The organism is Microbacterium sp. 22242 (genome assembly GCF_052045495.1).
Lineage (GTDB): Bacteria > Actinomycetota > Actinomycetes > Actinomycetales > Microbacteriaceae > Microbacterium.
In genome coordinates this window covers 1-21,553 of the sequence record NZ_JBQEOZ010000012.1, presented here as the reverse complement: position 1 = coordinate 21,553, position 21,553 = coordinate 1, and the positions used below count along the sequence as shown (strand labels likewise).

The 21,553-nt window shown below is 70.0% G+C and carries 22 protein-coding genes and 1 pseudogene; 12 read left to right on the top strand and 11 right to left on the bottom strand.

The features are described 5' to 3' along the window. Positions 1–221 precede the first annotated feature (221 nt). Positions 222–665, top strand: coding sequence for a MarR family winged helix-turn-helix transcriptional regulator (locus tag ACTJJZ_RS13250; RefSeq protein ID WP_440721659.1), 444 nt, complete (start codon positions 222–224; stop codon positions 663–665). Next, entirely contained in the window at positions 662–2,296 is a 1,635-nt protein-coding gene (locus ACTJJZ_RS13245; protein WP_440721658.1) for a chloride channel protein, read from the top strand. The genes ACTJJZ_RS13250 and ACTJJZ_RS13245 overlap by 4 nt, the downstream gene beginning before the upstream one ends. Before the next feature lie 87 nt (positions 2,297–2,383). Here ACTJJZ_RS13245 and ACTJJZ_RS13240 read toward each other — a convergent pair whose 3' ends face one another. Further along, positions 2,384–2,596 carry a helix-turn-helix transcriptional regulator gene (locus ACTJJZ_RS13240; protein WP_440721657.1) on the bottom strand — a complete coding sequence of 71 codons (213 nt, stop codon included), beginning with the start codon at positions 2,594–2,596 and terminating at the stop codon, positions 2,384–2,386. Next, the gene (locus ACTJJZ_RS13235) at positions 2,596–3,012 is read right to left on the bottom strand and encodes a hypothetical protein (RefSeq protein WP_440721656.1); all 417 of its coding nucleotides are present in this window, start codon (positions 3,010–3,012) and stop codon (positions 2,596–2,598) included. The genes ACTJJZ_RS13240 and ACTJJZ_RS13235 overlap by 1 nt, the downstream gene beginning before the upstream one ends. Before the next feature lie 276 nt (positions 3,013–3,288). Here ACTJJZ_RS13235 and ACTJJZ_RS13230 point away from each other — a divergent pair, with 276 nt between their 5' ends. The 8 genes from ACTJJZ_RS13230 to ACTJJZ_RS13195 all read left to right on the top strand — a co-directional run bounded on the left by ACTJJZ_RS13230 (position 3,289) and on the right by ACTJJZ_RS13195 (position 11,475). After that, positions 3,289–4,458 (top strand): ABC transporter substrate-binding protein, encoded by a 1,170-nt coding sequence (locus tag ACTJJZ_RS13230; protein WP_440721655.1) that lies wholly within the window; start codon positions 3,289–3,291, stop codon positions 4,456–4,458. Positions 4,459–4,465: 7 nt separating this feature from the next. After that, complete coding sequence (locus tag ACTJJZ_RS13225) at positions 4,466–6,268, top strand: ABC transporter permease (protein WP_440721654.1); 1,803 nt, start codon at positions 4,466–4,468, stop codon at positions 6,266–6,268. Beyond that, positions 6,265–7,134 carry an ABC transporter ATP-binding protein gene (locus ACTJJZ_RS13220; protein WP_440721653.1) on the top strand — a complete coding sequence of 290 codons (870 nt, stop codon included), beginning with the start codon at positions 6,265–6,267 and terminating at the stop codon, positions 7,132–7,134. Before ACTJJZ_RS13225 ends, ACTJJZ_RS13220 begins: the two co-directional genes overlap by 4 nt. Further along, the gene (locus ACTJJZ_RS13215; RefSeq protein ID WP_440721652.1) at positions 7,131–7,856 is read left to right on the top strand and encodes an ABC transporter ATP-binding protein; all 726 of its coding nucleotides are present in this window, start codon (positions 7,131–7,133) and stop codon (positions 7,854–7,856) included. Before ACTJJZ_RS13220 ends, ACTJJZ_RS13215 begins: the two co-directional genes overlap by 4 nt. Then, positions 7,853–8,923 (top strand): putative FMN-dependent luciferase-like monooxygenase, encoded by a 1,071-nt coding sequence (locus ACTJJZ_RS13210; protein WP_440721651.1) that lies wholly within the window; start codon positions 7,853–7,855, stop codon positions 8,921–8,923. The genes ACTJJZ_RS13215 and ACTJJZ_RS13210 overlap by 4 nt, the downstream gene beginning before the upstream one ends. Next, positions 8,916–9,503 (top strand): CMD domain protein, encoded by a 588-nt coding sequence (locus tag ACTJJZ_RS13205; RefSeq protein WP_440721650.1) that lies wholly within the window; start codon positions 8,916–8,918, stop codon positions 9,501–9,503. The genes ACTJJZ_RS13210 and ACTJJZ_RS13205 overlap by 8 nt, the downstream gene beginning before the upstream one ends. A 1-nt stretch (position 9,504) precedes the next feature. Next, entirely contained in the window at positions 9,505–10,119 is a 615-nt protein-coding gene (locus ACTJJZ_RS13200; protein WP_440721649.1) for an alkylhydroperoxidase domain protein, read from the top strand. Positions 10,120–10,203: 84 nt separating this feature from the next. Then, complete coding sequence (locus ACTJJZ_RS13195) at positions 10,204–11,475, top strand: MFS transporter (RefSeq protein WP_440721648.1); 1,272 nt, start codon at positions 10,204–10,206, stop codon at positions 11,473–11,475. Here ACTJJZ_RS13195 and ACTJJZ_RS13190 read toward each other — a convergent pair. Then, the gene (locus ACTJJZ_RS13190; RefSeq protein WP_440721647.1) at positions 11,435–12,349 is read right to left on the bottom strand and encodes a hypothetical protein; all 915 of its coding nucleotides are present in this window, start codon (positions 12,347–12,349) and stop codon (positions 11,435–11,437) included. The genes ACTJJZ_RS13195 and ACTJJZ_RS13190 overlap by 41 nt on opposite strands. A gap of 456 nt (positions 12,350–12,805) precedes the next feature. Between ACTJJZ_RS13190 and ACTJJZ_RS13185 the strand changes: the two genes are divergently transcribed. Then, on the top strand, positions 12,806–13,801 hold the full coding sequence (locus ACTJJZ_RS13185) for an alpha/beta hydrolase (RefSeq protein WP_440721646.1): 996 nt from the start codon (positions 12,806–12,808) through the stop codon (positions 13,799–13,801). A gap of 88 nt (positions 13,802–13,889) precedes the next feature. Here ACTJJZ_RS13185 and ACTJJZ_RS13180 read toward each other — a convergent pair. The 7 genes and pseudogenes from ACTJJZ_RS13180 to ACTJJZ_RS13150 all read right to left on the bottom strand — a co-directional run. Continuing rightward, a pseudogene (locus ACTJJZ_RS13180) lies at positions 13,890–14,465 on the bottom strand (DUF2071 domain-containing protein); the annotation flags it as partial. A gap of 5 nt (positions 14,466–14,470) precedes the next feature. Beyond that, positions 14,471–14,806, bottom strand: a complete 336-nt coding sequence (locus tag ACTJJZ_RS13175) for a metalloregulator ArsR/SmtB family transcription factor (RefSeq protein WP_440721645.1) — start codon at positions 14,804–14,806, stop codon at positions 14,471–14,473. Between the two features lie 102 nt (positions 14,807–14,908). Beyond that, positions 14,909–15,742: a DUF6597 domain-containing transcriptional factor gene (locus ACTJJZ_RS13170; protein WP_440721644.1), complete on the bottom strand. Its 834-nt coding sequence runs from the start codon at positions 15,740–15,742 to the stop codon at positions 14,909–14,911. A gap of 16 nt (positions 15,743–15,758) precedes the next feature. Next, on the bottom strand, positions 15,759–16,181 hold the full coding sequence (locus ACTJJZ_RS13165) for a hypothetical protein (protein WP_440721643.1): 423 nt from the start codon (positions 16,179–16,181) through the stop codon (positions 15,759–15,761). A gap of 88 nt (positions 16,182–16,269) precedes the next feature. Continuing rightward, complete coding sequence (locus ACTJJZ_RS13160; protein WP_440721642.1) at positions 16,270–17,181, bottom strand: NAD-dependent epimerase/dehydratase family protein; 912 nt, start codon at positions 17,179–17,181, stop codon at positions 16,270–16,272. After that, on the bottom strand, positions 17,178–17,813 hold the full coding sequence (locus ACTJJZ_RS13155) for a dihydrofolate reductase family protein (RefSeq protein ID WP_440721641.1): 636 nt from the start codon (positions 17,811–17,813) through the stop codon (positions 17,178–17,180). The genes ACTJJZ_RS13160 and ACTJJZ_RS13155 overlap by 4 nt, the downstream gene beginning before the upstream one ends. Before the next feature lie 111 nt (positions 17,814–17,924). Further along, positions 17,925–18,590 carry a metallophosphoesterase gene (locus ACTJJZ_RS13150; protein ID WP_440721640.1) on the bottom strand — a complete coding sequence of 222 codons (666 nt, stop codon included), beginning with the start codon at positions 18,588–18,590 and terminating at the stop codon, positions 17,925–17,927. 150 nt (positions 18,591–18,740) lie between these two features. Here ACTJJZ_RS13150 and ACTJJZ_RS13145 point away from each other — a divergent pair, with 150 nt between their 5' ends. Beyond that, complete coding sequence (locus tag ACTJJZ_RS13145; protein WP_440721639.1) at positions 18,741–20,051, top strand: hypothetical protein; 1,311 nt, start codon at positions 18,741–18,743, stop codon at positions 20,049–20,051. 67 nt (positions 20,052–20,118) lie between these two features. Here the strand turns inward: ACTJJZ_RS13145 and ACTJJZ_RS13140 are convergent, their stop codons facing one another. Continuing rightward, on the bottom strand, positions 20,119–21,285 hold the full coding sequence (locus ACTJJZ_RS13140; protein ID WP_440721084.1) for an IS30 family transposase: 1,167 nt from the start codon (positions 21,283–21,285) through the stop codon (positions 20,119–20,121). Positions 21,286–21,553: the final 268 nt, after the last annotated feature.

Sequence of the window (21,553 nt, the reverse complement as noted above, 5' to 3'; positions counted from 1 at the left end):
CGCTCGCCGTCGTCGGTGTCGCGCACGCGGACATCATCGCGATCCATACCGTCGCCTGCGTGGACCCCGCAAGACGCCACGACGACGGCCACGACGACACCGCCGTAAGAGGTTACGCGCGGTGACGTTCGAGGCGCTGCCCACCTCTTGCAGTATGCAACCCTTGTTATATGCAAGAACCTCACTCCGCCGCCCCCCGGCCGCTCCCGTCGGAGCGGGAGGTGCGTGCATTCCATGCCGCCGGCCGAGATCTGATCGGCATCGCGCTGCGCAGCCTGGATGTGGCCGGCGACGAACTCTCGCTGCCGAAGTTCCGCATGCTGCTCGCGTTGAACGACCTCGGCCGCGCGCCATCCACGCGGGTCGCGCACGCGCTCGCAGTGAACGCCTCCTCCGTCACGCGCCTCGCCGACCGCCTGGTCCACGAAGGCTACGTGACGCGCGGTTCGGACGAGCACTCCCGCAGCGTCGTCACGCTCGAGCTCAGCCAGGCCGGTCGCCGGCTGGTGGATCGCGTTCTCGCGTGGCGGCATGAGGAGCTCGGCCGGCTCCTGGCAGGTCTCGACCCGGAGCTGCGCTCGGCCACGACCGCCGGCCTCGAGCAGTTCGCCGAAACGGCTGCCGCCTCGTATTCGAGCGGCTTTCCCGGGCCGGTGGCGCTGTGAGCGGGGCCACGCGAGTCCGGCAGGCGGCCCTGGGCGACTTCGCCGTGCGGCCCCGGATGCTGCTGATCACCGCCCTTGCGCTCCCGATCGGCGCGCTCGGCGCCCTCGCGGCCTGGGCGCTGCTCCGCCTGATCGGCCTGACCACGAATCTCGTCTTCTTCTGGCGCTGGGACACGACGCTCGTCGCTCCGGGGTCCGGCCCGCATCCGTGGTGGCTGATCCTCGGCGCCCCGATCGTGGGCGGCCTGATCGTGGGGATGATGGCCCGGTATGGCTCGGAGAAGATCCGCGGGCACGGCATGCCGGAGGCGATCGAGGCGATCCTCATCGGCGGGAGCATCGTGCAGCCGAAGGTCGCGGCGCTGAAGCCGATATCCGCCGCCGTGAGCATCGGCACGGGCGGCCCGTTCGGCGCCGAGGGCCCGATCATCATGACCGGCGGGGCCCTCGGCTCGATGCTCGCGCAGCTGGTGCACCTGAGCGCGGACGAGCGCAAGACCCTGCTGGTCGCCGGCGCGGCGGCTGGCATGGCCGCGACGTTCAACTCGCCGCTGGCCGCGATCCTGCTCGCCGTCGAGCTGCTGCTGTTCGAATGGCGCCCTCGCAGCTTCGTGCCCACGGTCGCCGCCGTGGCGGTCGGAACGGTCGTGCGCGGCTTCCTGCTCGGCGACGCACCGGTCTTCCCCGTGGACGCGACCGGCCTGCACCTGACTCCCGCGATCGAGGTGTTCGCGGTCGCCGCGGGACTCACCGGCGGCCTGCTCGCGATCGCCGCGACCTGGCTCGTCTACCGTGCGGAGGACGCGTTCCAGAAGCTGCCGGTGCACTGGATGTGGTGGCCGGCCATCGGAGGCCTGATCATCGGCCTCGGCGGCCTCGTCGAGCCCCGTGCGCTCGGCGTCGGCTACGACGTCATCGATGAGCTGCTCACCGGGCGGGCGACGCTGAGCCTCATCCTCGGGATCCTGGTCGTCAAGACGCTGATCTGGTCTCTGTCCCTGGGATCCGGCACCTCCGGTGGCGTGCTCGCGCCGGTTTTCATGATCGGCGGCGCCCTGGGTGCGCTGGAAGGCACGATCTTCCCCGCGGCGATCCCGGGCTTCTGGGCGATGTGCGGGCTGGCCGCCGTCGTCGGCGGAGTGATGCGATCACCGCTGACCGGCGTCGTCTTCACGCTCGAGCTGACCCACGCCTGGGGCGCGCTGCTCCCCCTGGTGATCGCGTCGACGTCCGCCTACGCGCTCTCGGTCCTGCTGCTCAAGCGGTCCGTCCTCACCGAGAAGATCGCGCGCCGCAACCTGCACCTCACCCGCGAGTACTCGACCGATCCGCTGGAGACGTTCTTCGTCCGGGAGGTCATGACGCCCCTGTCCCATCCGGCGTCCGCCACCGCCGATGCCGAGTGCGTGCGCTCCAGCGACACCCTCCGTGCGGTCGCGTACCGGTTCGCCGAGACCGGGAAGTCCTCCGCCGCGGTCGTCGACGAGACCGGCGCCGTCATCGGGCGCATCGACGTGCAGGATCTCCTGCACGCGCGGCGGCACGACCTCACCGAGGAGCACCGTCGCTCGCGGATCCTCCTCGCGGCACGCTCCCGCAACGGACGGAACGCACCCGGCGCGGGCGCCTGAAGCAACCGCGTCCACGCCGAGCAGGGCCGACCGGTCGCCGCGTGCCCCGCCGGCCGTTCGTGACCCAGCCGAGCACAGCGGCGCGGTCTACCTCCTGCTCGCGGGCTTCGCCGCCGGGGTGAACAGCTCCTCGATGCGCTTGCCGAACACCGCGGCGATGCGGAACGCCAGGGGCAGCGACGGATCGTACCTGCCCGTCTCGAGCGCAACCACGGTCTGGCGCGACACGTCCAGCTGCTCGGCGAGCCCGGCCTGCGTCCAGCCCCGCTCCTCGCGTTCGGCGCGGATCCGGTTCTGCATCAGGCGCGAGGGGCGTTGCTGAGCACGTTCGTGACCTGCCACGCCAGCACGCTGACCACGCAGATCAACCATCCCCCGTTCGGCACCGCAAGCCCGGCGGAGCTGAGCACGCCGAACGTGACCGAAGCCAGCAAGGCCACGATGAAGCCGACCGCGAGACCAGGGAAGAACAGCTTCACCTGGCACTCGTCCATCTCGCGCACCCGCAGCACCGTGACGATCACCATCCAGAGGAACGGGATCAGCGGCAGCACCACGAGCACCCACCGCCACGGCGTCTGCTGATGACCCCACGCGGACAGCGCGAACAACGACAGCACGAAGAGTCCGGATCCGATCCAGATGCGGATCTGGAAACGCCGCCGCCGATGGACTTCGGAGGGGGACTCCCCCGCCGTGTCAAGGTCGCTTGTCATGGTGTCAGGCTACGTCCGGCACCGAAGCGCTGTCAAGGAGACTTGTCACGGCCGGAGGTGCAGACTCCGCCCATCCCGAACACCGTCCGCCACCCGCCGCATTCCCATGACGTCACACGCCGTCGAAAACCGACACACAACAGCACACGACGCCTCGACCGTGTGACGGTGGAGTCACGCCCGGGTCGACCCGCACCGCGGGCGACCGCGGGGCGCCGTCCATCGCACGGCGTCCGAACGCACCGGTCCGGGTGCGACGACCTGAGGGAGGCCACCATGGCAGGGAAGACTCGACGCATCGCGATCACCGGGCTCATGGCCGCGGCCGCCGCCGTGACGCTCGCCGGGTGCAGCCTCACCGCCTCCGCGGGCGGCCCCTCCAGCGGCGCCTCGGCCGGCAGCACCGTCTACTTCGGCGTCTCGGCCGCGCAGACCGGCCAGTACGCGCAGTACGGCGAGCAGTTCAAGAAGGCGTTCGACCTCGCTGTCGAGGAGGTCAACAAGGACGGCGGAATCGACGGGCACCCGGTCGCACTCAAATACGAGGACTCGCAGTCCGACCCGAAGCAGTCGGTGACGGTCGCGCAGAAGTTCGTGAACGACCCGCAGATCTCGCTCGTGTTCGGCGACTACTCGTCGGCGGCGTCGATCCCGGCCTCGCCGATCTACACGTCCGCGAAGCTGATGCAGTACGGCTTCAACAACTCCAACCCCGACTTCACCGCCAAGGGCACCGAGTACCAGTGGTCGACCTCGATCACCACGAGCGCGACCTACGCGTGGACCGCCGACTACATCAAGAAGCAGGGCGTCGACTCGATCGGCGTGACCTACCTGAACACCGCCGACTGGGGCATCCCCGCGTTCCAGGCCTTCAAGGCCGAGGCCGACAAGATCGGCCTGAAGATCACCGATGCGGAGGCGATCGACCCCGCGTCCGACGACTACCGCCCCTCGCTCACCAAGGCGGTCGCCGGCAGCCCGAAGGCGTTCGCGCACATCGGGTACGGCCCCGACGCCGCCAAGCTCGTGACGCAGCTGCGCGCGATCGGCTTCACGGGCACGTTCTACGGCGGCCAGGACGAGCAGTCCTTCGACGGCACGCCCGACGCGGAGGGGTCCGTCATCGGCACCGAGTTCGTCTCCAGCAGCCCGAACCCCGAGGTGCAGGCGTTCGTGAAGGCGTTCAAGAAGAAGTACCCGGAGGAGAAGGAGGTCACCCTCTTCGAGGCCAACGCGTACGACGCGCTGCACGTCGCCGTCGCGGCGGCGAAGAAGGGCGGGACCGACCGCGCCGGCATCCTGAAGGGCTTCAAGGCCGTCAAGGACGTCCCCAGCGTCATCTACGGGAAGATCACCTTCGACCCCTCGACCCGTCGCGTCGCCTCGCCGCAGCTGACCCCGGTCGTGCTGAAGAACGGCGCCTGGGCCGCGCTCCAGGGCTGACCGCCGCATGCTCGACACCCTGATCGCCGGCCTGCTCCGAGGGAACGTCTACGCCCTCGGAGCGGTCGGCATCTCGCTCGTCTTCGGCGTCATGAACGTCGTCAACTTCGCGCAGTTCTCCTTCTTCGGGCTCGGCGCGATGCTCGCCTGGTTCTTCGTCGTGCAGCTGCAGCAGCCGTTCTGGATCGCGCTGCCGCTCGTGCTCGTCATCTGCGCCGCGCTCGGCCTCGTGATCAACATCGCCGTGGTGCGCCCCCTCGCGAAGTTCCTGCCGCTGGCCGCCATGCTGTCCACGTACGCGGTCGCGCAGATCCTGGACAACGGATCCCAGCTCGCGTTCTCTGCGCAGTTCCGCTCCTTCCCGCAGGTGCTGCCCACCTCGAACCTGCACCTCGGGAACATGCGCTTCGGCACCAGCGACCTGGTGATGCTCGGCGTCACCGCGGTCGTCATGGTCGCGATGTCGCTGTTCCTCAAGTTCGGCCGCACCGGGCGGGCGATCCGTGCGACCGCCCAGGACCAGGAGGCCGCCCTGCAGATGGGCATCCCGGTCGGATCCGTGCAGAACATCTCGTTCGTGATCGCGTCGGGACTGGGCGGTCTCGCCGGCATCTTCTTCTCGCTCTACATCGGCGTCGTGAACCCCACCTCGGGTATGAACATCGGCATGACGGCGTTCGTGGCCGCTGCGCTCGGCGGGCTGGGATCGCTGGTCGGCGCGGTCGTGGGCGGGTTCGTGCTGGGCATCCTGGAGGCGTTCGGGATCTACTGGTTCGGCGACGCCTCGCGGCAGATCATCGTGTTCGTCGTGCTGCTGATCGTGCTCATCGTGCGGCCGGGCGGTCTGCTCGGCCGGGTGCCGCTCATCTCCACCGAGCCGCTCACCGGGACGTTCCTCGGCAAGGGTCGCCCGTTGCGGATCCCGCGCTGGGTGTGGGCTGCCGCGTTCGTCGTGCTCGGCGTGCTGGTGCCGATCCTCGCCGACACCTACGTGCTCACGACCGGGACCCAGGTGCTGATCTACGCGATCATCGCCGCCGGGTTCACCGTCACGGCGGGGCAGGCGGGCGTGCTCGCGCTCGGCCAGGCGGGCCCGATCGCGATCGGCGCCTACCTCTCCGCGCTGCTGAGCGTGCACCTGCACCTGTCGTTCTGGCTCGCGCTGCCGCTCGCAGGCATCGGTGCCGCGGTCATCGCTTCGGTCCTGGCCTCGCCGATCTGGGGCGTGAAGGGCCACTACATCTCGATCGCCACGCTCGGCCTCGGCGTCGCGATCGTCGCCGTGATCCAGCTCATCGTGCCGCAGGGTGTGTACGGGATCCCGGTCCCGTCGATCGCAGGCGTCGAGCTGAACGCCCCGGTCGCGTACTACCTCATCGACTTCGTGGTGCTCGTGCTCACGCTGCTGGTGATGTGGCGGATCCGGCGCTCGCACCTCGGCAGGATCATCTCCTCGGTCGGATCCGACGAGGTCGCCGCGCTCGCCTCGGGCGTGCGGGTGCGGGACTACAAGGCCCTCGCCTTCGCGATCTCGGCGTTCTTCGCCGGCATCGGCGGATCCCTGCTCGCGCATCAGTACACCTACATCGACACCACGATGTTCACGATGATGATGTCGCTGCTCGTCGTCACGATCGTGATCCTCGGCGGCGTCGGCCTGCCCTACGGCGCGGTCGTGGGATCGATCGTGTTGATCGGGGCGATGGAGCTGCTGCGCTTCACCCCGGAGTGGCGGATCATCGTCTACGGCCTCGTGCTCATCCTCGTCGTGCGCTTCCGGCCCGGCGGCGTCCTGGTGAGGAACTCATGACCGCGCTGCTCGATGTCACCGACCTGCAGCGCCACTTCGAGGGCGTGCGCGCCGTCGACGGCGTCTCGTTCCGGGTGCAGCCGCACGAGGTCGTCTCGATCATCGGACCCAACGGATCCGGCAAGACGACGACGCTCAACCTCGTCACCGGCACGATCCCCGCGCACGGCGGCACGATCGCACTCGACGGCACCCGCATCGACCACGCCAAGACGGTCGACATCGCCGAGCACGGCATCGCGCGCACCTTCCAGAACGGGCGCGTGTTCGCCACGCTGTCCGTCGCCGACAACATCGAAGTCGGGATCCACTCCCAGCTGCACGCGCACCGGCCGTTCCGCCGGCTCTCGCACCTGTTCCTGCTGCGCTGGATCCCGCTGCTCGCGGAGCTGTTCGTCGCGATCTTCGGCACCCCGGCGGCGCGCCGCGAGCGGGCCGAGATCGACGCGGTCGTGGCTCTCGAGGTCGACCGGTTCGAGTCCCGGCTGGGACCGCGGCGGAACGATCCGGCGTACACGCTGAGCTACGCCAACCGCCGGCGCACCGAGATCGCGCGAGCGCTCGCGCTGCAGCCGAAGCTGCTCGTGCTCGACGAGCCGACCGCCGGCATGAACCAGTCCGAGACCGCGGAGGTGCTCGCCCAGCTGCTCGAGCTCAAGGCATCCGGGCAGACGATCCTGCTCGTCGAGCACAAGCTCGACCTCGTGATGACGGTGTCCGACCGGGTGATCGTGATGGACGGCGGGCGGATCATCGCCGAGGGCGACCCGCAGACCGTGCGCAACGACCCTGCCGTGATCGAGGCCTATCTCGGCCGGCGGCGAGAGAACCCGCAAGCGAGCGACGGCGAGGAGGGACCCGCATGAGCGAGCTGCTGAGCCTGGACGCCGTCGACGTCTACTACGGCCCGTTCCATGCGCTGCGCGGAGTGTCCATCCACATCGGCGAGGGCGAGATCGTGTCACTGCTGGGCGGCAACGCGTCCGGCAAGTCGACGACCATGAAGTCGATCCTCGGGCTGAACCGCGTCAAGGGCGGGCGGATCGCGTTCGCGGGCGCCGACATCACCCACCAGTCCACGGCGCGCCGGGTGCGGGCCGGGATCGCGAGCGTGCCCGAGGCGCGGCGGGTGTTCCCGCAGATGACCGTGGACGAGAACCTGTACGCGGGTGCCTACACGCGTCGCGACCGCGCCGGGATCGCGGAGGACATCGAGCGGATGCGGGAGCACTTCCCGCGCCTCGCCGAACGACGACGCCAGGAAGCGGGCACGCTCTCCGGCGGCGAGCAGCAGATGCTCGCGTTCGCCCGGGCGCTGATGAGCCGGCCGCGGCTGATCTGCATGGACGAGCCCACCATGGGGCTGTCGCCCAAGCTCGTGGATCAGGTGCTCGACGAGATCGCGCGACTCAACCGCGAGCTCGGCGTCGCGGTGCTGCTCGTGGAGCAGCAGGCGGAGCTCGCGCTGTCGATCGCGTCCCGCGGCTACGTCCTGGCGACGGGCGAGATCGTCGCCGAGGGGTCGGCGCAGGAGCTCCTGCACGACCCCCGCATCCAGGAGGCCTACCTCGGAAGGAGCGGCTCATGACCGCAGGCAACCCCAGACTCGGATTCTTCACCCGGGTGCTCGACGACGCCCCGCCCGCCGAGCGCTACCGGCTCGCCCTCGAGCAGATCCGCACCGCGGAGAGGCTCGGGTTCGACACGGCGTGGGTGGCGCAGCATCACTTCCACGAGGCCGAGGGCGGCCTGCCCTCGCCGTTCGTGTTCCTCGCGCACGCCTCCGCGCGGACGACCGGCATCGTGCTCGGCACGAGCATCGTGACGCTGCCGCTCGAGGAGCCGGTGCGCGTCGCAGAGGATGCCGCGGTGCTGTCGCTGCTGAGCGGCGGCCGCTTCGAGCTCGGGATCGGCAGCGGCGGCACGCCGAGCTCGTTCCCGCCGTTCGGGCACGACCCGAAGGAGCGCGGCGCCATCTACGCGCGCCACCTCGCCCGGCTGCAGCAGACGCTGCGCGGCGACGAGGTCACCGCGGACGGCGGGGCGCTCTACCCCGCCGCGCCCGGGCTGCTCGACACGCTCTGGCAGGCGACGTTCTCGCCCGAGGGCGCGACGCGGATCGGGGCAGCCGGATCCGGGCTCATGCTGTCGAAGTCGCAACCGCACACCGTCGGATCCGGCGTCACCGCCCTCGCGGACACTCAGCGCCTCGTCATCGACGCGTACACAGCAGCCCTGCCGGAGGGCGTGGCGCCGCGCACGTTCGCCTCCCGCGGCCTCGTCGTGGTCGACGATGAGGCCGACGTCGCGCCGCTCGTGCGACGCGGCATCGAGCGCTCCCTGCCCTCCGCCCGCGCACTCGGGATCCAGGTCCCGGAGGGCGCGAGCGACGAGGAGCTGCGGATCCTGTTCGACCTGCACGTCGGCACGCCGCAGCGGATCGTCGAGGAGCTCGCGCAGGACCACGTGCTCACTTCCGCGACCGACATCGTCTTCCAGTCCCACCCGGTGGATCCGCCGCACGCGGTGCTGCTGCGCTCGCTCGAGCTGATCGCCGCCGAGGTCGCCCCGGCGCTCGGCTGGAGTCGGGGGACAGCGGCCGACGGTTCCGACGCCGAGTCCGTGGACGCCATCGCAGAGGAGAGCCATGTCTGATCTCATCGACACCCTGGTCGGGATCGCCCCGGGCAGCCCACTGGACGCGCTGCGGGCGAAGCGCCCCGTCGCCCGCAGCGACGCCCAGGCGACGTACGACGGGCTCGTCACCGCCCCCGCCGACCTGGTGCGGGCGAGCGCGGCGGAGCGCGCCGCGATCGGGTACTGGGTCGCCGCGCTCAGCCGCGCCGAGGGCCTCGCCGGCCACTACCGTGCGCTGCTCGACGCGATCGATCCGTCCCTGCGCGAAGCGATCGATGCCTCGCTGCCGGGTGCGCTGACCACGGGGCCGTACGGCTCCTATCCCGAGGGGCCGCTGAGCGTCGAGGACGAGGACGGCTTGCGCTGGACCACGCCGGCCGACCTGCGCGCGGTCGTCGGAGATCGGATCGCCGCGGCGCTCGAGCACGCGCATCTGCTGACCTACCGTCCCAGGGATGCCAGTCCGGACGCGCTGCAGACGCTGCTCGACGCCGGCTGGAGCACCGACGGCGTCGTCACGGTCTCGCAGCTCGTCGCGTTCACCCACTTCCAGCTCCGCGTGATCGCGGGCCTCACCGTCCTCAAGGAGGCGATCTGACATGGCCGAGAACGTTCTGCGTCACCCCGAGGTGACCCCGCCGGCGGTGTTCACGTCGGAGGAGCTCGGCTGGGTGCCGTGGCTCGAGCCGAAGCCCGAGGCGGAGCTCACCGAGGAGGACTACACCGCTCTCGTCGAGCGCTCCCGTGCCGCGAACCCGTACTTCCGGCTGCTCGTGCGCGATCCGGTCGTACTGGGAGCGCGCACCCGCGCGGACAACGACATCTTCTACAACACCGACGCCGGCCTCGGCCGCGCCGAGCGGGAGATCTCTGCGGCCGCGGCCTCGCGCGTGAACGGCTGCCTGTACTGCGCCTCGGTCCACTCGCGGTTCGCGACGATCCAGGCGCCCTCGCGCCGCGACGACGTGCAGCGGCTCCTGGACGAGGGGATCGACGGCACCCAGGACGAGCGCTGGACGGCGATCATCGAGGCCGCGGCGGCGCTGACCGCCACGCCGTCGCGGTTCGGGGCGGCGCATGTGGAGGCGCTCCGCGCGGCCGGCCTCGACGACCAGGCCGTCGTCGACGTGGTGCAGAGCGCCGCGTTCTTCAACTGGGCCAACCGGCTGATGCTGTCCCTCGGCGAGCCGGTGCCGGCGGCCGATCCCGTTTGACAGCCTTTCGTGACAGGTCTAACCTCCCTCGGGTAAACGCTTTCTCAATCGGAGAGCCGATCGTCGAAGATCCTGAGGAGAGCCATGTCCGACACCGCCGCCTCCCGCCGACTCAGCCCCGACCAGCGCAACGCGTTCGCGGCGTCGTTGCTGGGCTGGATGATGGACGCCTTCGACTACTTCATCATCGTGCTGGTCTACGCCGAGATCGGCAAAGAGTTCCACGTCCCGCTCGAGCAGATGGCGTTCCTCACCACCATCACCCTGATCATGCGCCCCGTCGGCGCATATCTGTTCGGCATCTGGGCCGACCGCGTCGGCCGGCGCATCCCGCTCATCGCCGACGTGTGCTTCTACTCCGTGGTCGGGTTCCTCTGCGCGTTCGCGCCGAACTTCACGGTCCTGTTCGTCCTGCGGCTGCTCTACGGCATCGGCATGGGCGGAGAATGGGGCCTCGGTGCCGCGCTGACCATGGAGAAGGTGCCGCGCACCCGCCGCGGGCTCTACTCGGGCATCCTCCAGGCCGGCTACTCGGCCGGTTATCTCCTCGCAGCCCTCGCCTTTCTGCTGATCCATTCGGTGTTCGGCCTCAACTGGCGCTGGATGTTCGCACTCAGCATCCTTCCCGCACTCATCTCGCTGATCATCCGCTCCCGCGTCCGCGAGTCCGAGGTCTGGGAGACGACCAGGGTCAAGATGCGCGCGAGCGGCAGTTCGATCCGCAGCGTCTTCTTCAACGGCAAGGTGCTGCGCCGTTTCGTCTACCTCGTGCTACTGATGGCGGCGTTCAACTGGATGAGCCACGGCACACAGGACATCTATCCGACCTTCCTCAAGTCCACCGAGAACGGTGGCGCCGGGCTCGATGCGGCCACCGCCGGGTGGATCACCGTCGGGTACAACGTCGGCGCCATCATCGGATGCATCGTGCTCGGATCCCTCTCCGACCGCTGGGGCCGAAAGGCGACGATCATCCTGGGGGCCGCGCTCACGCTGCCGATCATCCCGATCTTCGCGTTCTCGACGACTGCCGGCCTGCTGTGCCTCGGGTCCGCCCTCATCCAGTTCACGACCCAGGGCGCATGGGGTGCGATCCCGGCACATCTCAACGAGATGTCCCCGAACGCGATCCGCGGGTTCTATCCGGGGGTGACCTACCAGCTGGGCAACGTGATCGCGGCGTTCAACCTGCCCATCCAGCAGGCGCTCGCGCCGCACTGGGGATACGGCTGGGCGATGGCGTCGACCGTGGGGATCGCCGCGCTCGCCGTGATCCTGCTCACCGCTCTCGGGCGGCAAGCCCACGCGGTCTCGTTCACCGCCGAGGCGGCGACACCGAACGAGGCGCAAAGCTGAGGCGCTCCCCGGCACCGAGCGGGTGCAGTTCACGCCACACCTCGTACAGACGCGGCTTCACGAGCAACGCGAGAGCGAGATTCTCATCGATCTCCGGATCCCGCGTTCGCAGTTCCGGCAGCACGCGCTGCACCAGAGGACGCAGACCGAGCCGCGATCGACGCAGCACGGCACCGGCGACAGGACTCAGGATGACCGCGAACGCCAGCACTTCTCGGCCGATCAGATAGGGCGATGACACGAAGCGGTCTCGCATGTATCCGATCATGGCGATCGCGCCGATGCAGACGACGGCGAGACAGCTCAGGATCGCCACGGTCCACCGCAACCGCTGGGCACGCTCATAGTCGACGGCAACCGACTCGCCGAAGCGCTCAGACCGCTCTTGCCGGGTACCCGGCATGTTCCGCGCGGCGAGGTAGAGCAGCCAACGCCGACGAGCGTCGCTCACGCTCGAGAGTTCCACGATCCTCTCTCCTTCGCGGTCCAGCCGGCGACGCAGCCGCACCATGCTCCCGATGTGGCGCTTCAGCCGACGCTCGGACACTCGACGTCCACATCGATCGACGGCCTGCCACGACACCAGCACGGCCGCGATCCTGCGGTGGACTGCGGCGCTGCGAAAGAGCGCGAACGCGGTGGCCAGGCAGACGACACCACCGAGTATCACGGCCACATCCAGTGGCCCGAGAGGATCCTCGCCACCGGGGTCGGCGATCGTCCCGCGGACCGCGTCGACGATGCCGAGGAGCAGTGGCCCCGCAAGGATCAACAGAAAGCAGCCTGCCGCGAGTGCCCACCGGATCCGGTTCTGGTGCCACGCGACGTCCGGAAGCAGAAGGACGAGATCCCCGCGCTGGCGATGGTCGCTCACTCGGCTCCGCCCTGACGGTTCACCGCTTCAGTGTCGTCACCGCTCTTATGATCGCGCCGGGAACCCTGGTCCCGAAGTGCCAGACGGGCCACGTCGCGCCTACAGCGCCTCCAGCCACTCATCGATCACGGCGAACGGCACGGGACGGGACGGAAGTCGAAGGCATCGACGCCGACGTGGAATTGCCGGTCGTCCGGGCGGGGGGATTGCTCCGATCGCGTCGCTGGCGATGTCCTCCGTCGGCTTCGTGCTCGCGAAGCGCGGAACGGCGAGGTCGGAGTCCCGTCGACGGCGATCGCGTCATCGCCCGGCACCGGAGCACTGCGCCGGCCGCGCCCTCCCCACGGGCCGCGACATCGGCCGAGGTGCCGAGGTGCCGACGTGCTGACGTGCTGACGTGCTGACGTGCTGACGACCGTGATGAGATGCGCACGGCGCCGCGGCTAGGGTGATCCGGTGAAGCTCGGACTCGCGCACCTCATCGATCCCCGCCTGCTGCCGCTGGCGGACGAAACGCGCGCGTTCTACGCCCGCCGCGGCACCGGCCGGGGCCCGAGCGACGAGCAGGAGCTCCGTGACGTCCGGGCCGCGGCGCCGGCACTGGTTCCGTCGGATCCACCGGCCGTCACCGAGCGCGTCATGCACGCCGGGCGGGAGGTCCCGGTGCGGATCCAGACCCCGACCTCGGGCGCGCCGCGCGCGGTGATCCTGGAGATCCACGGCGGCGGCTTCTACCTCGGCCCTGGCAGCCGAGACGATCTTCGCAACCGCGCCCTGGCGGATGCGCTCGGGGTCGCGGTCGTCAGCGTCGACCATCGGCTCGCCCCCGAGGATCCGTGGCCTGCCGCGCCCGACGACGTCGAGACGGCCGCGCTCTGGCTCGCCGAGAACGCCGTCGGACGTTTCGGCACCGATCGGCTCCTGATCTCGGGGTTCTCCGCCGGGTCGACCCTTGCGGTGACCGCCCCGCTCCGCCTCCGCGATCGCGGGATCGACGCCTTCACCGGCGCCGTGCTGCAGTTCGGCACGTACGACCTCAGCGCGCAGACGCCGAGCGGTCGCCTCATCGCCGACGAGTGGTTCCTCGGGGCCTATGCCCGGCGGGCCGCAGACCGGACCGATCCCGACATCTCGCCGATCTTCGCCGACCTCACCGGGATGCCGCCGACGCTGCTGATCGTCGGCGCGGAGGACATCCTGCTCCACGACAACCTGGCCATGGCCGGGCGGCTGTCCGCGGCGCGAGTCGATGTCGATCTGCGGGTGTATCCCGCGGCACCGCACGGCTTCACCGGCCATGCTACGAGCATGGCGCGAGCGGCCCTCGATGACCTCGAGAAGTGGATCCGAGATCGCCTCGCGGACCGAGACCGGCCGGGCAATCCTCGGCCTCGGCGCGCAGGAACTCCCGCCCGAGCTGCAGGCCCTGCGGATCCGCAGCCACCATGGTGATCGGCAGGTCGCGCATGACGACGACGTGATCGAGCACTGCGGATCCGGGCGGCAGGGCATCGAAGAACGACGAGTGCACGCCGTGGATCTGCGCCGCCTCGACCGCCCACCCCTCGGCGGCGAGCGCGACCGGCTCGAGGGTCCTTCCATCATGCCCGCGCGACCAGCCGACGTGGCCCGAGCGGTAGAAGGCGGAGGCGTCCTGGACAGCGGGGAACAGGGCGCTCGACCACGGACCGCCGACCTCCACGTCGGCATCGAGATGAGCCGCACCCGCGTCCATCGTCATCGCGTAGCGTCCGCCGCCTTCCGCCGCGGAGAAGCGCGCGTGCCGGTGCACGCCGGGGAACAGGCGTCCGCCGAACAGCACCGGATGCCAGGCCGAGCTGTGCCGCTCGAGGATGTAGACGCCCTGCTGCGCACCGCCGGCCTCGTCCCACTCCACGGCGATGCGATGCGCGGCGTTCTCGGAGCGCAGGCCCCATCGACCGGGCATCCACCACGGGCGGACGGCGTCGAGTCCGAGCACGCAGAAGCCGGCCAGCGCCTGTCCCTGCACGAGCTGTGGGCGCAGCGGCGCGGGCACGAGTTCCCTGGCGACCTCCGGATCCAGCCGATAGCTGACGAGCAACCGGCGCCGCAGGTGCGCGCGGACGCGCCGCACCACGGTCACCGCGAGACCGCCGGCTCGGGATCCGCAGGCGAACGACGCTTGCGCACCTCGCGGAGCACGATCTGCTCGGGGCACACCGTCGAGAGGAAGTCGCCGACGGAGAGCGCCAGCCGGTCGCTCGCGAGCGAGTACAGGATCCGGTTGGCGTCCCGGCGCTCGACGACCAGGCCGGCACCGCGAAGGATCCGCAGATGCCGCGAGATCGTCGGCCCCGTCACCGCGAAGCGCGCCGCGATCTCCCCGGCCGCCTGCTCGCCGTCCTTCAGGTCCTGCAGGATCTGCCTCCGCGTCGGATGCGCGAGCGCCTCGAAGACGCTGTTCTCATCGCTCATGTTGGCAATCTAGCACTGAAGCTAAATAGCGCGCATCCGCACGATCCCGTCCGCGCCGGCGCGTAATCAGTGACGTCAGCGACGTCAGTGACGTCAGTGACGTCAGTGACGTGCGAGGGCGGCTCCGCGCCCGGCGAGGAACGGCAGGTACGACGCCGAATGGTCGTGTCCGCAGGCGCAGCGCTCGAGATCGCCGTGCAGCAGCTGCCGCGGCGTGAGCCCGGTGAGGCGCAGGCACTCGCGGTTGAGATGCGCCTGGTCCGCGTAGCCCGCGTCGACCGCCAGCCCGGAGATGCCGTCGGCACCGCGCCGGCCGCTGGGCACGGCCGCCGCCTGCGCGAGCGCGAGGAAGCCCTGGAAGCGGAGCGTGCGCTGCAGCACCTTGGGGCTCAGCCCGACGGCCCGCAGCGACCGGCGGCGCAGCTGGCTCTCGGACAGAGCGACGTGCGCGGCCACCACTCCCACCTCGACCGGGCGCCACGGCATCAGCACCGAGACCGCCTCGCGGACCACCCGATCCGCACCTCCGATGCGCAGCCGCCGCACCAGGAAGTCCTCGAGGACACCGACAGCATGCTCGGCCCTACCCGCGGCAGCCATCTCCTCCGCCAGGCGCTCGGCCGCCGCACCCCACACGTCGGCGAGGGGGATCCGCTGGTCCACGAGCTCGTCGAGCGGGACGGCGAGTTGCGGCGCAGCCCCGGGGAGGAACCGCGCCCCGATCACGGTCGTCCGCGGCGGGATGGGCTCGAGCCAGTGCCGAGTCAGGGGTCCGATCAGCTGCGGGCGTCCGCCCACGGGGACGTGGAGCTCGATGCCGCCCGTCGGCAGATGCCGCTGCACGAACGCCGCGTGACCGGTGCGCTGGATCCACACCGTCCGCACCGCCCCGGCGAGCTCGGGAGCCGGCGCCCGTTCGACGTACGAATCGGTCACGGCCGGCCTCGCCGGGTCAGCGGGCCTTCGGGAACGACTCGCGCATGAAGCGCCGGTTGAGCAGCACCGCGATCACGACGATGATCACGCCGACGACGGCCTGCTCGAGCTTCATCCAGACCGGGTAGCCCGAATCCGGGGAGACGATGATCAGGCCGATGCCGATGGGGGCGATGATCGAGATCCACCTCATCCGCGTGTACGCGGCGCGGCTCCCCCGGGCGGCGGCCCGCGTCACCAGGACGAAGATCAGGCTCGCCGCCGCGACGACGGATCCGCGCAGCCATACGACCCAGTTCACCTCAGCGGGGTCGACGACCGCAAGGATCGCCGCCGCGACGAGGGCGAGGACCGAGACGCCCGCGCACAGCCACCACAGCCGTGAGACGGATTCGAGGGCGCTCCGAACCGCTTCGGGGTGACGTGCGGTCAGGGTCATGATGCTCCTTCTGGTCTGGTGGCGCGGTGGAAGAGCGCGACGATCTCGCGGATCGCCGCCTCGGCCGAACGGGTCTCCGCCGCGACTCTCAGCGCGGGTACTGCGCGCGCCAGGCGACGTAGTGGGCGATCGCGTCCGGGACGTCGAACGCCGGCTCGAATCCCGTCTCCGCGCGGAGACGGGCGATGTCGAGGTGGGGAGCGTCGCCGTCTTCGGATCCGCCCTCGGCCGGACCGAACGAGCCATCCGGGAAGGCGGCGGCAAGCGCGTCGGTCACCTGCTCGCCCGTGCAGCGGATCCCGCTGGAGACGTTGTAGACCTCGTGCGCGAGCGCGTCGGCCGTCGCGAGCAGCGCGATCGCCCGGCCGGCGTCCGGTGCGTAGCAGAAGTCGCCGTGCTCGCTGAGGGCGGCGGGTCGCTCGCCGCGCCGCAGCGCGCTGACCGTGCGCGGGATCGGGTTGAACGGCGACTCCGCGTCCATCAGCGGACCCCAAGTGCCGCCGATGCGCAGTAGCACCGGCTTCACGCCTGTGCCTGCCAGGGCGAACATCGTGATCGGCTCGACGGCCTTCTTGAAGGCGGCGATCGCATGAGGGAGCTCTGCGAGAGGGAGTGCCAGATCCTCGGTCCACGACCTCTCCTGGCGCCCCTCGTACACGCTGACGCTGCTCGCCACTGCGAATCGGGACACCTGCCAGGTGCGCGCGGCGTCGAGCGCATTGAGCAGTACGGCGGTGTCGTGCCGGAAGAAGTCGATCGGATCCGGCCCGGGGATGCTGCCCGCCAGGTGCACGATGCCCCGGATGTCGTGGCGGTCGCCGAGGCCCAGGAAGGCGTCGCGATCGCCGAGGTCGAGCGTCTCGACGGCGACCCGTCCGGAGAGGAACGACGGCAGATCGGCCGCGCGCCGCGCGACGACCAGCACGTCCTCGCCGAGGTCGGCGAGCGCGCCGGCGGTGTGCGCCCCGATCATGCCGAGACCGCCGGTGACGAGGATCACCGCTCCTCGGCCTTCTCGATGTCCTGCTTCTCGACGTCCTGCTTCTCGACGTCGTAATGCAGGTGGGTCACATCGGGCGCGGAGACGACCTCGCGCACGCGCAGCCGGATGTGCTGCGGCAGCTCATGGAAGAAGCGCCGGCCGCCGCCGAGGAGCACGGGGACCTGGTGCAGGATCAACTCGTCGACGAGCCCGGCCTTCAGCGCCTCGGTCACGAGGACGCCGCCCATCAGCCCGACGTCCTTGCCGTCGGCGAGCCCGATGGCGACCGAGACCGCCTCCTCGATGCCGCTGCTCACGATCGTCTGCCGGTTATTGGCGGGCGGGAACGCGGTGCGGCTGAGCACGACCAGCGGCGCCGAGGGGTGCGGGCCACCACCTGCGAAGTCGTCCGAGTCGGTGTAGGTGGTGTGGCCGGCGAGGGTCGCGCCGACGCGGGAGGCGAGGGCATCGAAGATCCGGGCGCTGGGCGCGGTGAGCCGGAAGCCGGGGAACACCCGGCTGGGCACGTCGCCGCTCCCGTACCAGTCGAACAGCACGCCCCCGTCGCCGAGTCCGCGCCCCGGTCCGGGATCGCGTCCGGTGATGCAGCCGTCGACGGAGACAGCCAAGCCACAGATGACCTTGCCCATGATCGAACCTCGTTTCCTGACGTGCGCGATGGAACGTGTCGCGGAACCGGCCCGCCCGTGCGACGCTACGAGCGTCCGCCGACGCAGGATTGAACAGATCGCGCGGACCGATCAGCCGTCCCGATCCAGCCGATCCAGCCGATCCAGCCGATCCAGCCGATCCAGCCAATCGTCGATCAGGCGGAACGGGATAGGGCGGAAGTCGAAAGCATCGACGCCGACGTGGAACTGGCGGCCATCGGATCCGCGATCCCGGGCGTGGATGTGCCCGTGGATGAGCGGCAGCCCCTCATCCACGGGACGGCGTGCCACATGACGCTCTTCGGATTGCGTGTCGCCGTGGTACGGATAGTGCGAGGCGAGCAGGACGCGTCCGCGCCGGGCGCCGCGCAGCGTCTCCGGCAGCAGCGTCCAGCCTGCTTCCTCGTACACAGGGCGGAATCGTTCCACCGCGCGCCGGGTCTGTGTCGCCGGAGAGACGCGGTCGTGATTGCCCGGCACGAGCAGCCGATGGCCGTTCAGTGTCGCCGTGCGGGCGATGCTCTCGGCGATGGGGCCGAGCGCGAGGTCGCCGAGATGCAGCACGACCGCATCCGGCGGCACCGTCTCGTTCCACCGCCGGACGAGTTCCGCGTCCATCTCCTCCACGGTCGTGAACGGGCGCTGCGCGAGTTCGCTGATGCGCGCGTGGCCGAAATGCGTGTCGGAGGTGACGAAGTCGATCGTGTCGAAGTCGAACCCATCCCGACGGTCGTCGTCGCCCCGCGGAGTCGTCATGTCCTGACGCTAGCCCTCGCCCCGGACATCCGGACGGGACCCGATCGGGCGGGCGCGACGACGTCGACGCCGGACTCGTGGCGCGGATCCGATATCCCGGTATCCTCAAGGGGATATCCGGCTGGGGACATCAGCGAAAGAAACCTGAACATGAACAGCGCAATGCAGCGCATCACCACGGTCCCCACGCCCCGCAAGCCCGCCGCCCGGACCATCGCCCTGCCCGTCGCGGTCCTGGTCGCCGGCGGCGTCCTGCTCACCCCGTCCGCGGCCATGGCCGGCGACACGACCCCCGTCCTGTTCGCCACGAACGCGCCAGCCCACGACAACACCATCCGGCCGAAGATGCCGATCAGCGACCTCGCGGTCGTGGGCGACCAGCTGTACACCGGATACGGCGACTACGGTCTGAACACCGGGCCGACCCAGATCATGTCCTACGCCCTCGGCACCGGCGCCGCGACGGACGACTTCACGCTCAACGGCGAGGCGGTCGACCACTTCCGCATCTTCGACGGCGACGTCTACGCACCGGACATCGACCCGAAGCTCGCCTGGGATGCGAACGTCGGGTATGCGACGAACGCGGGCGGATCCTGGCACTACGTGTTCGGCACGCCGTTCGAGCACGTCTTCGACGTCGCCAAGATCGGCAGCACGATCTTCCTCGCCGGCCAGATCCTCAACCCGGACAAGGCTGTCTACGGCGCCGCGAACGAGCTCGCCGTGATCAAGAAGTCCACGGATGGCGGGGCCACCTGGACGATCGAGAAATGGCGCGACTCCGGCAGTGCCGCGATCGGCTACGACCGCTACTACCAGCTGACCGTCGACGGCGACACTCTCTACGCGCAGGCCACGCTCGACAGCGGCGTGGTGCAGCCCGTCGACGTCTGGACGGCCGGCAGCTGGAGCACCTTCGCCCAGCGCGGCGGCGTGACCTTCACCGGCCGCGACGTCCCGGGGACCCTCGGCGGGACCCGCTTCGACGGCGCCCGCACGACGGTGTTCAACGGGAACGTCGTGCAGGGCGGTTCCCGATTCGCCCTCAGCGGCTCCGGCTACGGCGTCTGGGTGCAGCCGGCGACCACCCGCCCCTCGGGGAAGTACGCGCCCGCGTACGTCCCGATGCCGGGCCGGGTGATCGACCTCTTCGCGTCCGCCGGCGTGCTGTACGCACTGAGCCAGAACGCGGCGGCCAGCGAGTCGTACGTCTCCTCCACGACCGACGGAACGACCTGGCAGACGCGCGCCACGTTCGCCAACCCGCTCGGCGAGCCGTTCCAGGAGGGGACCACCACGATCCAGAACCCGGTCGGCTCGAGCTCTCTCGCCGTGAACGGCTCCGACGCCTACATCGGCACGTCCGAGTCCGCGGTCTACCGCGTGACGCTGAACCCGGCCACCGCCGCGCCGGCGCCCGCGCCGACGACCGCGCCCCCGGGCAAGAAGAAGAAGTAAGCACGCACCACGAAGGGCCGGTCGCTCCGCCTGGCGGATTCAAGGGGTCGTCGCAACACCGATTGAACTAGACAAGTTCTAGCAGACGCTCGGCTGGAGTTTTCCAGCCGAGCGTTTTGCGTGGGCGGCGGTTGAGTTTCTGGGCGACGTGTTCGAGGTCCTCGGGCCCGTAGACGGTCAGGTCCGTGCTCTTGGGGAAGTACTGCCGCAGCAGTCCGTTGGTGTTCTCGTTCGACCCGCGCTGCCAGGGCGATGCGGGATCACAGAAGTAGACCGGGACACCGGTCGCGATCCGAAACGCTTTGTGGCCGGCCATCTCCGCGCCCTGGTCCCAGGTCAACGACCCGCGCAGGTGCTCCGGCAGGGTGCCGATCAGGCCCACGAGAACATCACGGACGGTCTCGGCGGTGTGGTCCCCGCCGGGGAGGTGCCCGAGCATCACGTAACGGGTGGTGCGTTCGACGAGCGTGACGATCGCGGATTTGTTCAGTTCCCCGGTGATCAGGTCCCCTTCCCAGTGCCCGGGGACGGCGCGGTCCTCGACCTCCGCGGGGCGGTCGCTGATCATCACCATCGGATCGACGAACCGGCTGGTGCGGTGCTCCGGCGACCGGTGCGGTTTGCGGCGGGTCCGCCCGGTGCGCAAAGCATCGGTGATTTCGCGTTTCAGGCCGCCGCGCGCTTGGACGTAGATGGCTTGGTAGATCGTCTCCGTGCTCACTCGCATGCCCTCATCGTCAGGATGGTCCTCGCGGATCCGGTTGCGGATCTGCTCCGGAGACCATTGTTCTCGCAGACCGGCCGCGACGTAGTCCCTCAGCCGACCAGGCTGGACCAGAAGCCCCGGCTTCGGCCGCGCCCGCGCCGCGGCGGCTGCCCGGTGCGCACCGTGCGGCAGATACCGACCATCGGTCGTGTGCGCATCGAGCTCACGTTTGATCGTGGACGCCGGTCGGTCCAGCTCCCGCCCGATCGCGCGCAACGACAGACCAGCCCGGTGCAGATCCGCGATCTTCTCCCGCTCGATCAGGGACAACAACCTGGACCCGATCTGTTCCGGAACCAGGGGTGGTGGACTTTCCATGGTCTCCATCGTGACCCGCCCGGTCGCGTAATCCACCCGCCGCCCGTCCGGGTAGAACCGCGAGTTCCGCGACTTGCGAACCCCATGGTCCCAGTCCTCGGCTGTCCGCTCATGGATGCCGACCCTGGCAGCAGCGTCCCGTCGCGACATGCCCTCCGCCCGCAATCGCGCGAACTCGTCACGACGTGGATCCGGGCGGGCGGGGTACTTCCCTCCAGAGCGGAACCCACCCTTCCTCGCCCAGCCGAACGCCGTGTTGCGGTTGATGCCCAACTCCCGCGCTGCCAGCGAGACACTGCCCACCGAACTCAACAACGCGAAGAACTCAGCCCGACGCTGATCCTGCTCCTCTGAAAACGACACGGTGGTCGCAACCTCCCGAAACTCGGGGTGTTGCGACCACCGTTAGAACCCGCTC

What these genes read in the sequence shown, in the direction of transcription:
- ACTJJZ_RS13240 (WP_440721657.1), bottom strand. Translation starts at nt 2,596, where the DNA reads ATGCAGAACCGGATCCGCGCCGAACGCGAGGAGCGGGGCTGGACGCAG.
- ACTJJZ_RS13235 (WP_440721656.1), bottom strand. Translation starts at nt 3,012, where the DNA reads ATGACAAGCGACCTTGACACGGCGGGGGAGTCCCCCTCCGAAGTCCAT.
- ACTJJZ_RS13230 (WP_440721655.1), top strand. Translation starts at nt 3,289, where the DNA reads ATGGCAGGGAAGACTCGACGCATCGCGATCACCGGGCTCATGGCCGCG.
- ACTJJZ_RS13225 (WP_440721654.1), top strand. Translation starts at nt 4,466, where the DNA reads ATGCTCGACACCCTGATCGCCGGCCTGCTCCGAGGGAACGTCTACGCC.
- ACTJJZ_RS13220 (WP_440721653.1), top strand. Translation starts at nt 6,265, where the DNA reads ATGACCGCGCTGCTCGATGTCACCGACCTGCAGCGCCACTTCGAGGGC.
- ACTJJZ_RS13215 (WP_440721652.1), top strand. Translation starts at nt 7,131, where the DNA reads ATGAGCGAGCTGCTGAGCCTGGACGCCGTCGACGTCTACTACGGCCCG.
- ACTJJZ_RS13210 (WP_440721651.1), top strand. Translation starts at nt 7,853, where the DNA reads ATGACCGCAGGCAACCCCAGACTCGGATTCTTCACCCGGGTGCTCGAC.
- ACTJJZ_RS13205 (WP_440721650.1), top strand. Translation starts at nt 8,916, where the DNA reads ATGTCTGATCTCATCGACACCCTGGTCGGGATCGCCCCGGGCAGCCCA.
- ACTJJZ_RS13200 (WP_440721649.1), top strand. Translation starts at nt 9,505, where the DNA reads ATGGCCGAGAACGTTCTGCGTCACCCCGAGGTGACCCCGCCGGCGGTG.
- ACTJJZ_RS13195 (WP_440721648.1), top strand. Translation starts at nt 10,204, where the DNA reads ATGTCCGACACCGCCGCCTCCCGCCGACTCAGCCCCGACCAGCGCAAC.
- ACTJJZ_RS13175 (WP_440721645.1), bottom strand. Translation starts at nt 14,806, where the DNA reads ATGAGCGATGAGAACAGCGTCTTCGAGGCGCTCGCGCATCCGACGCGG.
- ACTJJZ_RS13165 (WP_440721643.1), bottom strand. Translation starts at nt 16,181, where the DNA reads ATGACCCTGACCGCACGTCACCCCGAAGCGGTTCGGAGCGCCCTCGAA.
- ACTJJZ_RS13155 (WP_440721641.1), bottom strand. Translation starts at nt 17,813, where the DNA reads ATGGGCAAGGTCATCTGTGGCTTGGCTGTCTCCGTCGACGGCTGCATC.
- ACTJJZ_RS13150 (WP_440721640.1), bottom strand. Translation starts at nt 18,590, where the DNA reads ATGACGACTCCGCGGGGCGACGACGACCGTCGGGATGGGTTCGACTTC.
- ACTJJZ_RS13145 (WP_440721639.1), top strand. Translation starts at nt 18,741, where the DNA reads ATGAACAGCGCAATGCAGCGCATCACCACGGTCCCCACGCCCCGCAAG.
- ACTJJZ_RS13140 (WP_440721084.1), bottom strand. Translation starts at nt 21,285, where the DNA reads ATGTCGCGACGGGACGCTGCTGCCAGGGTCGGCATCCATGAGCGGACA.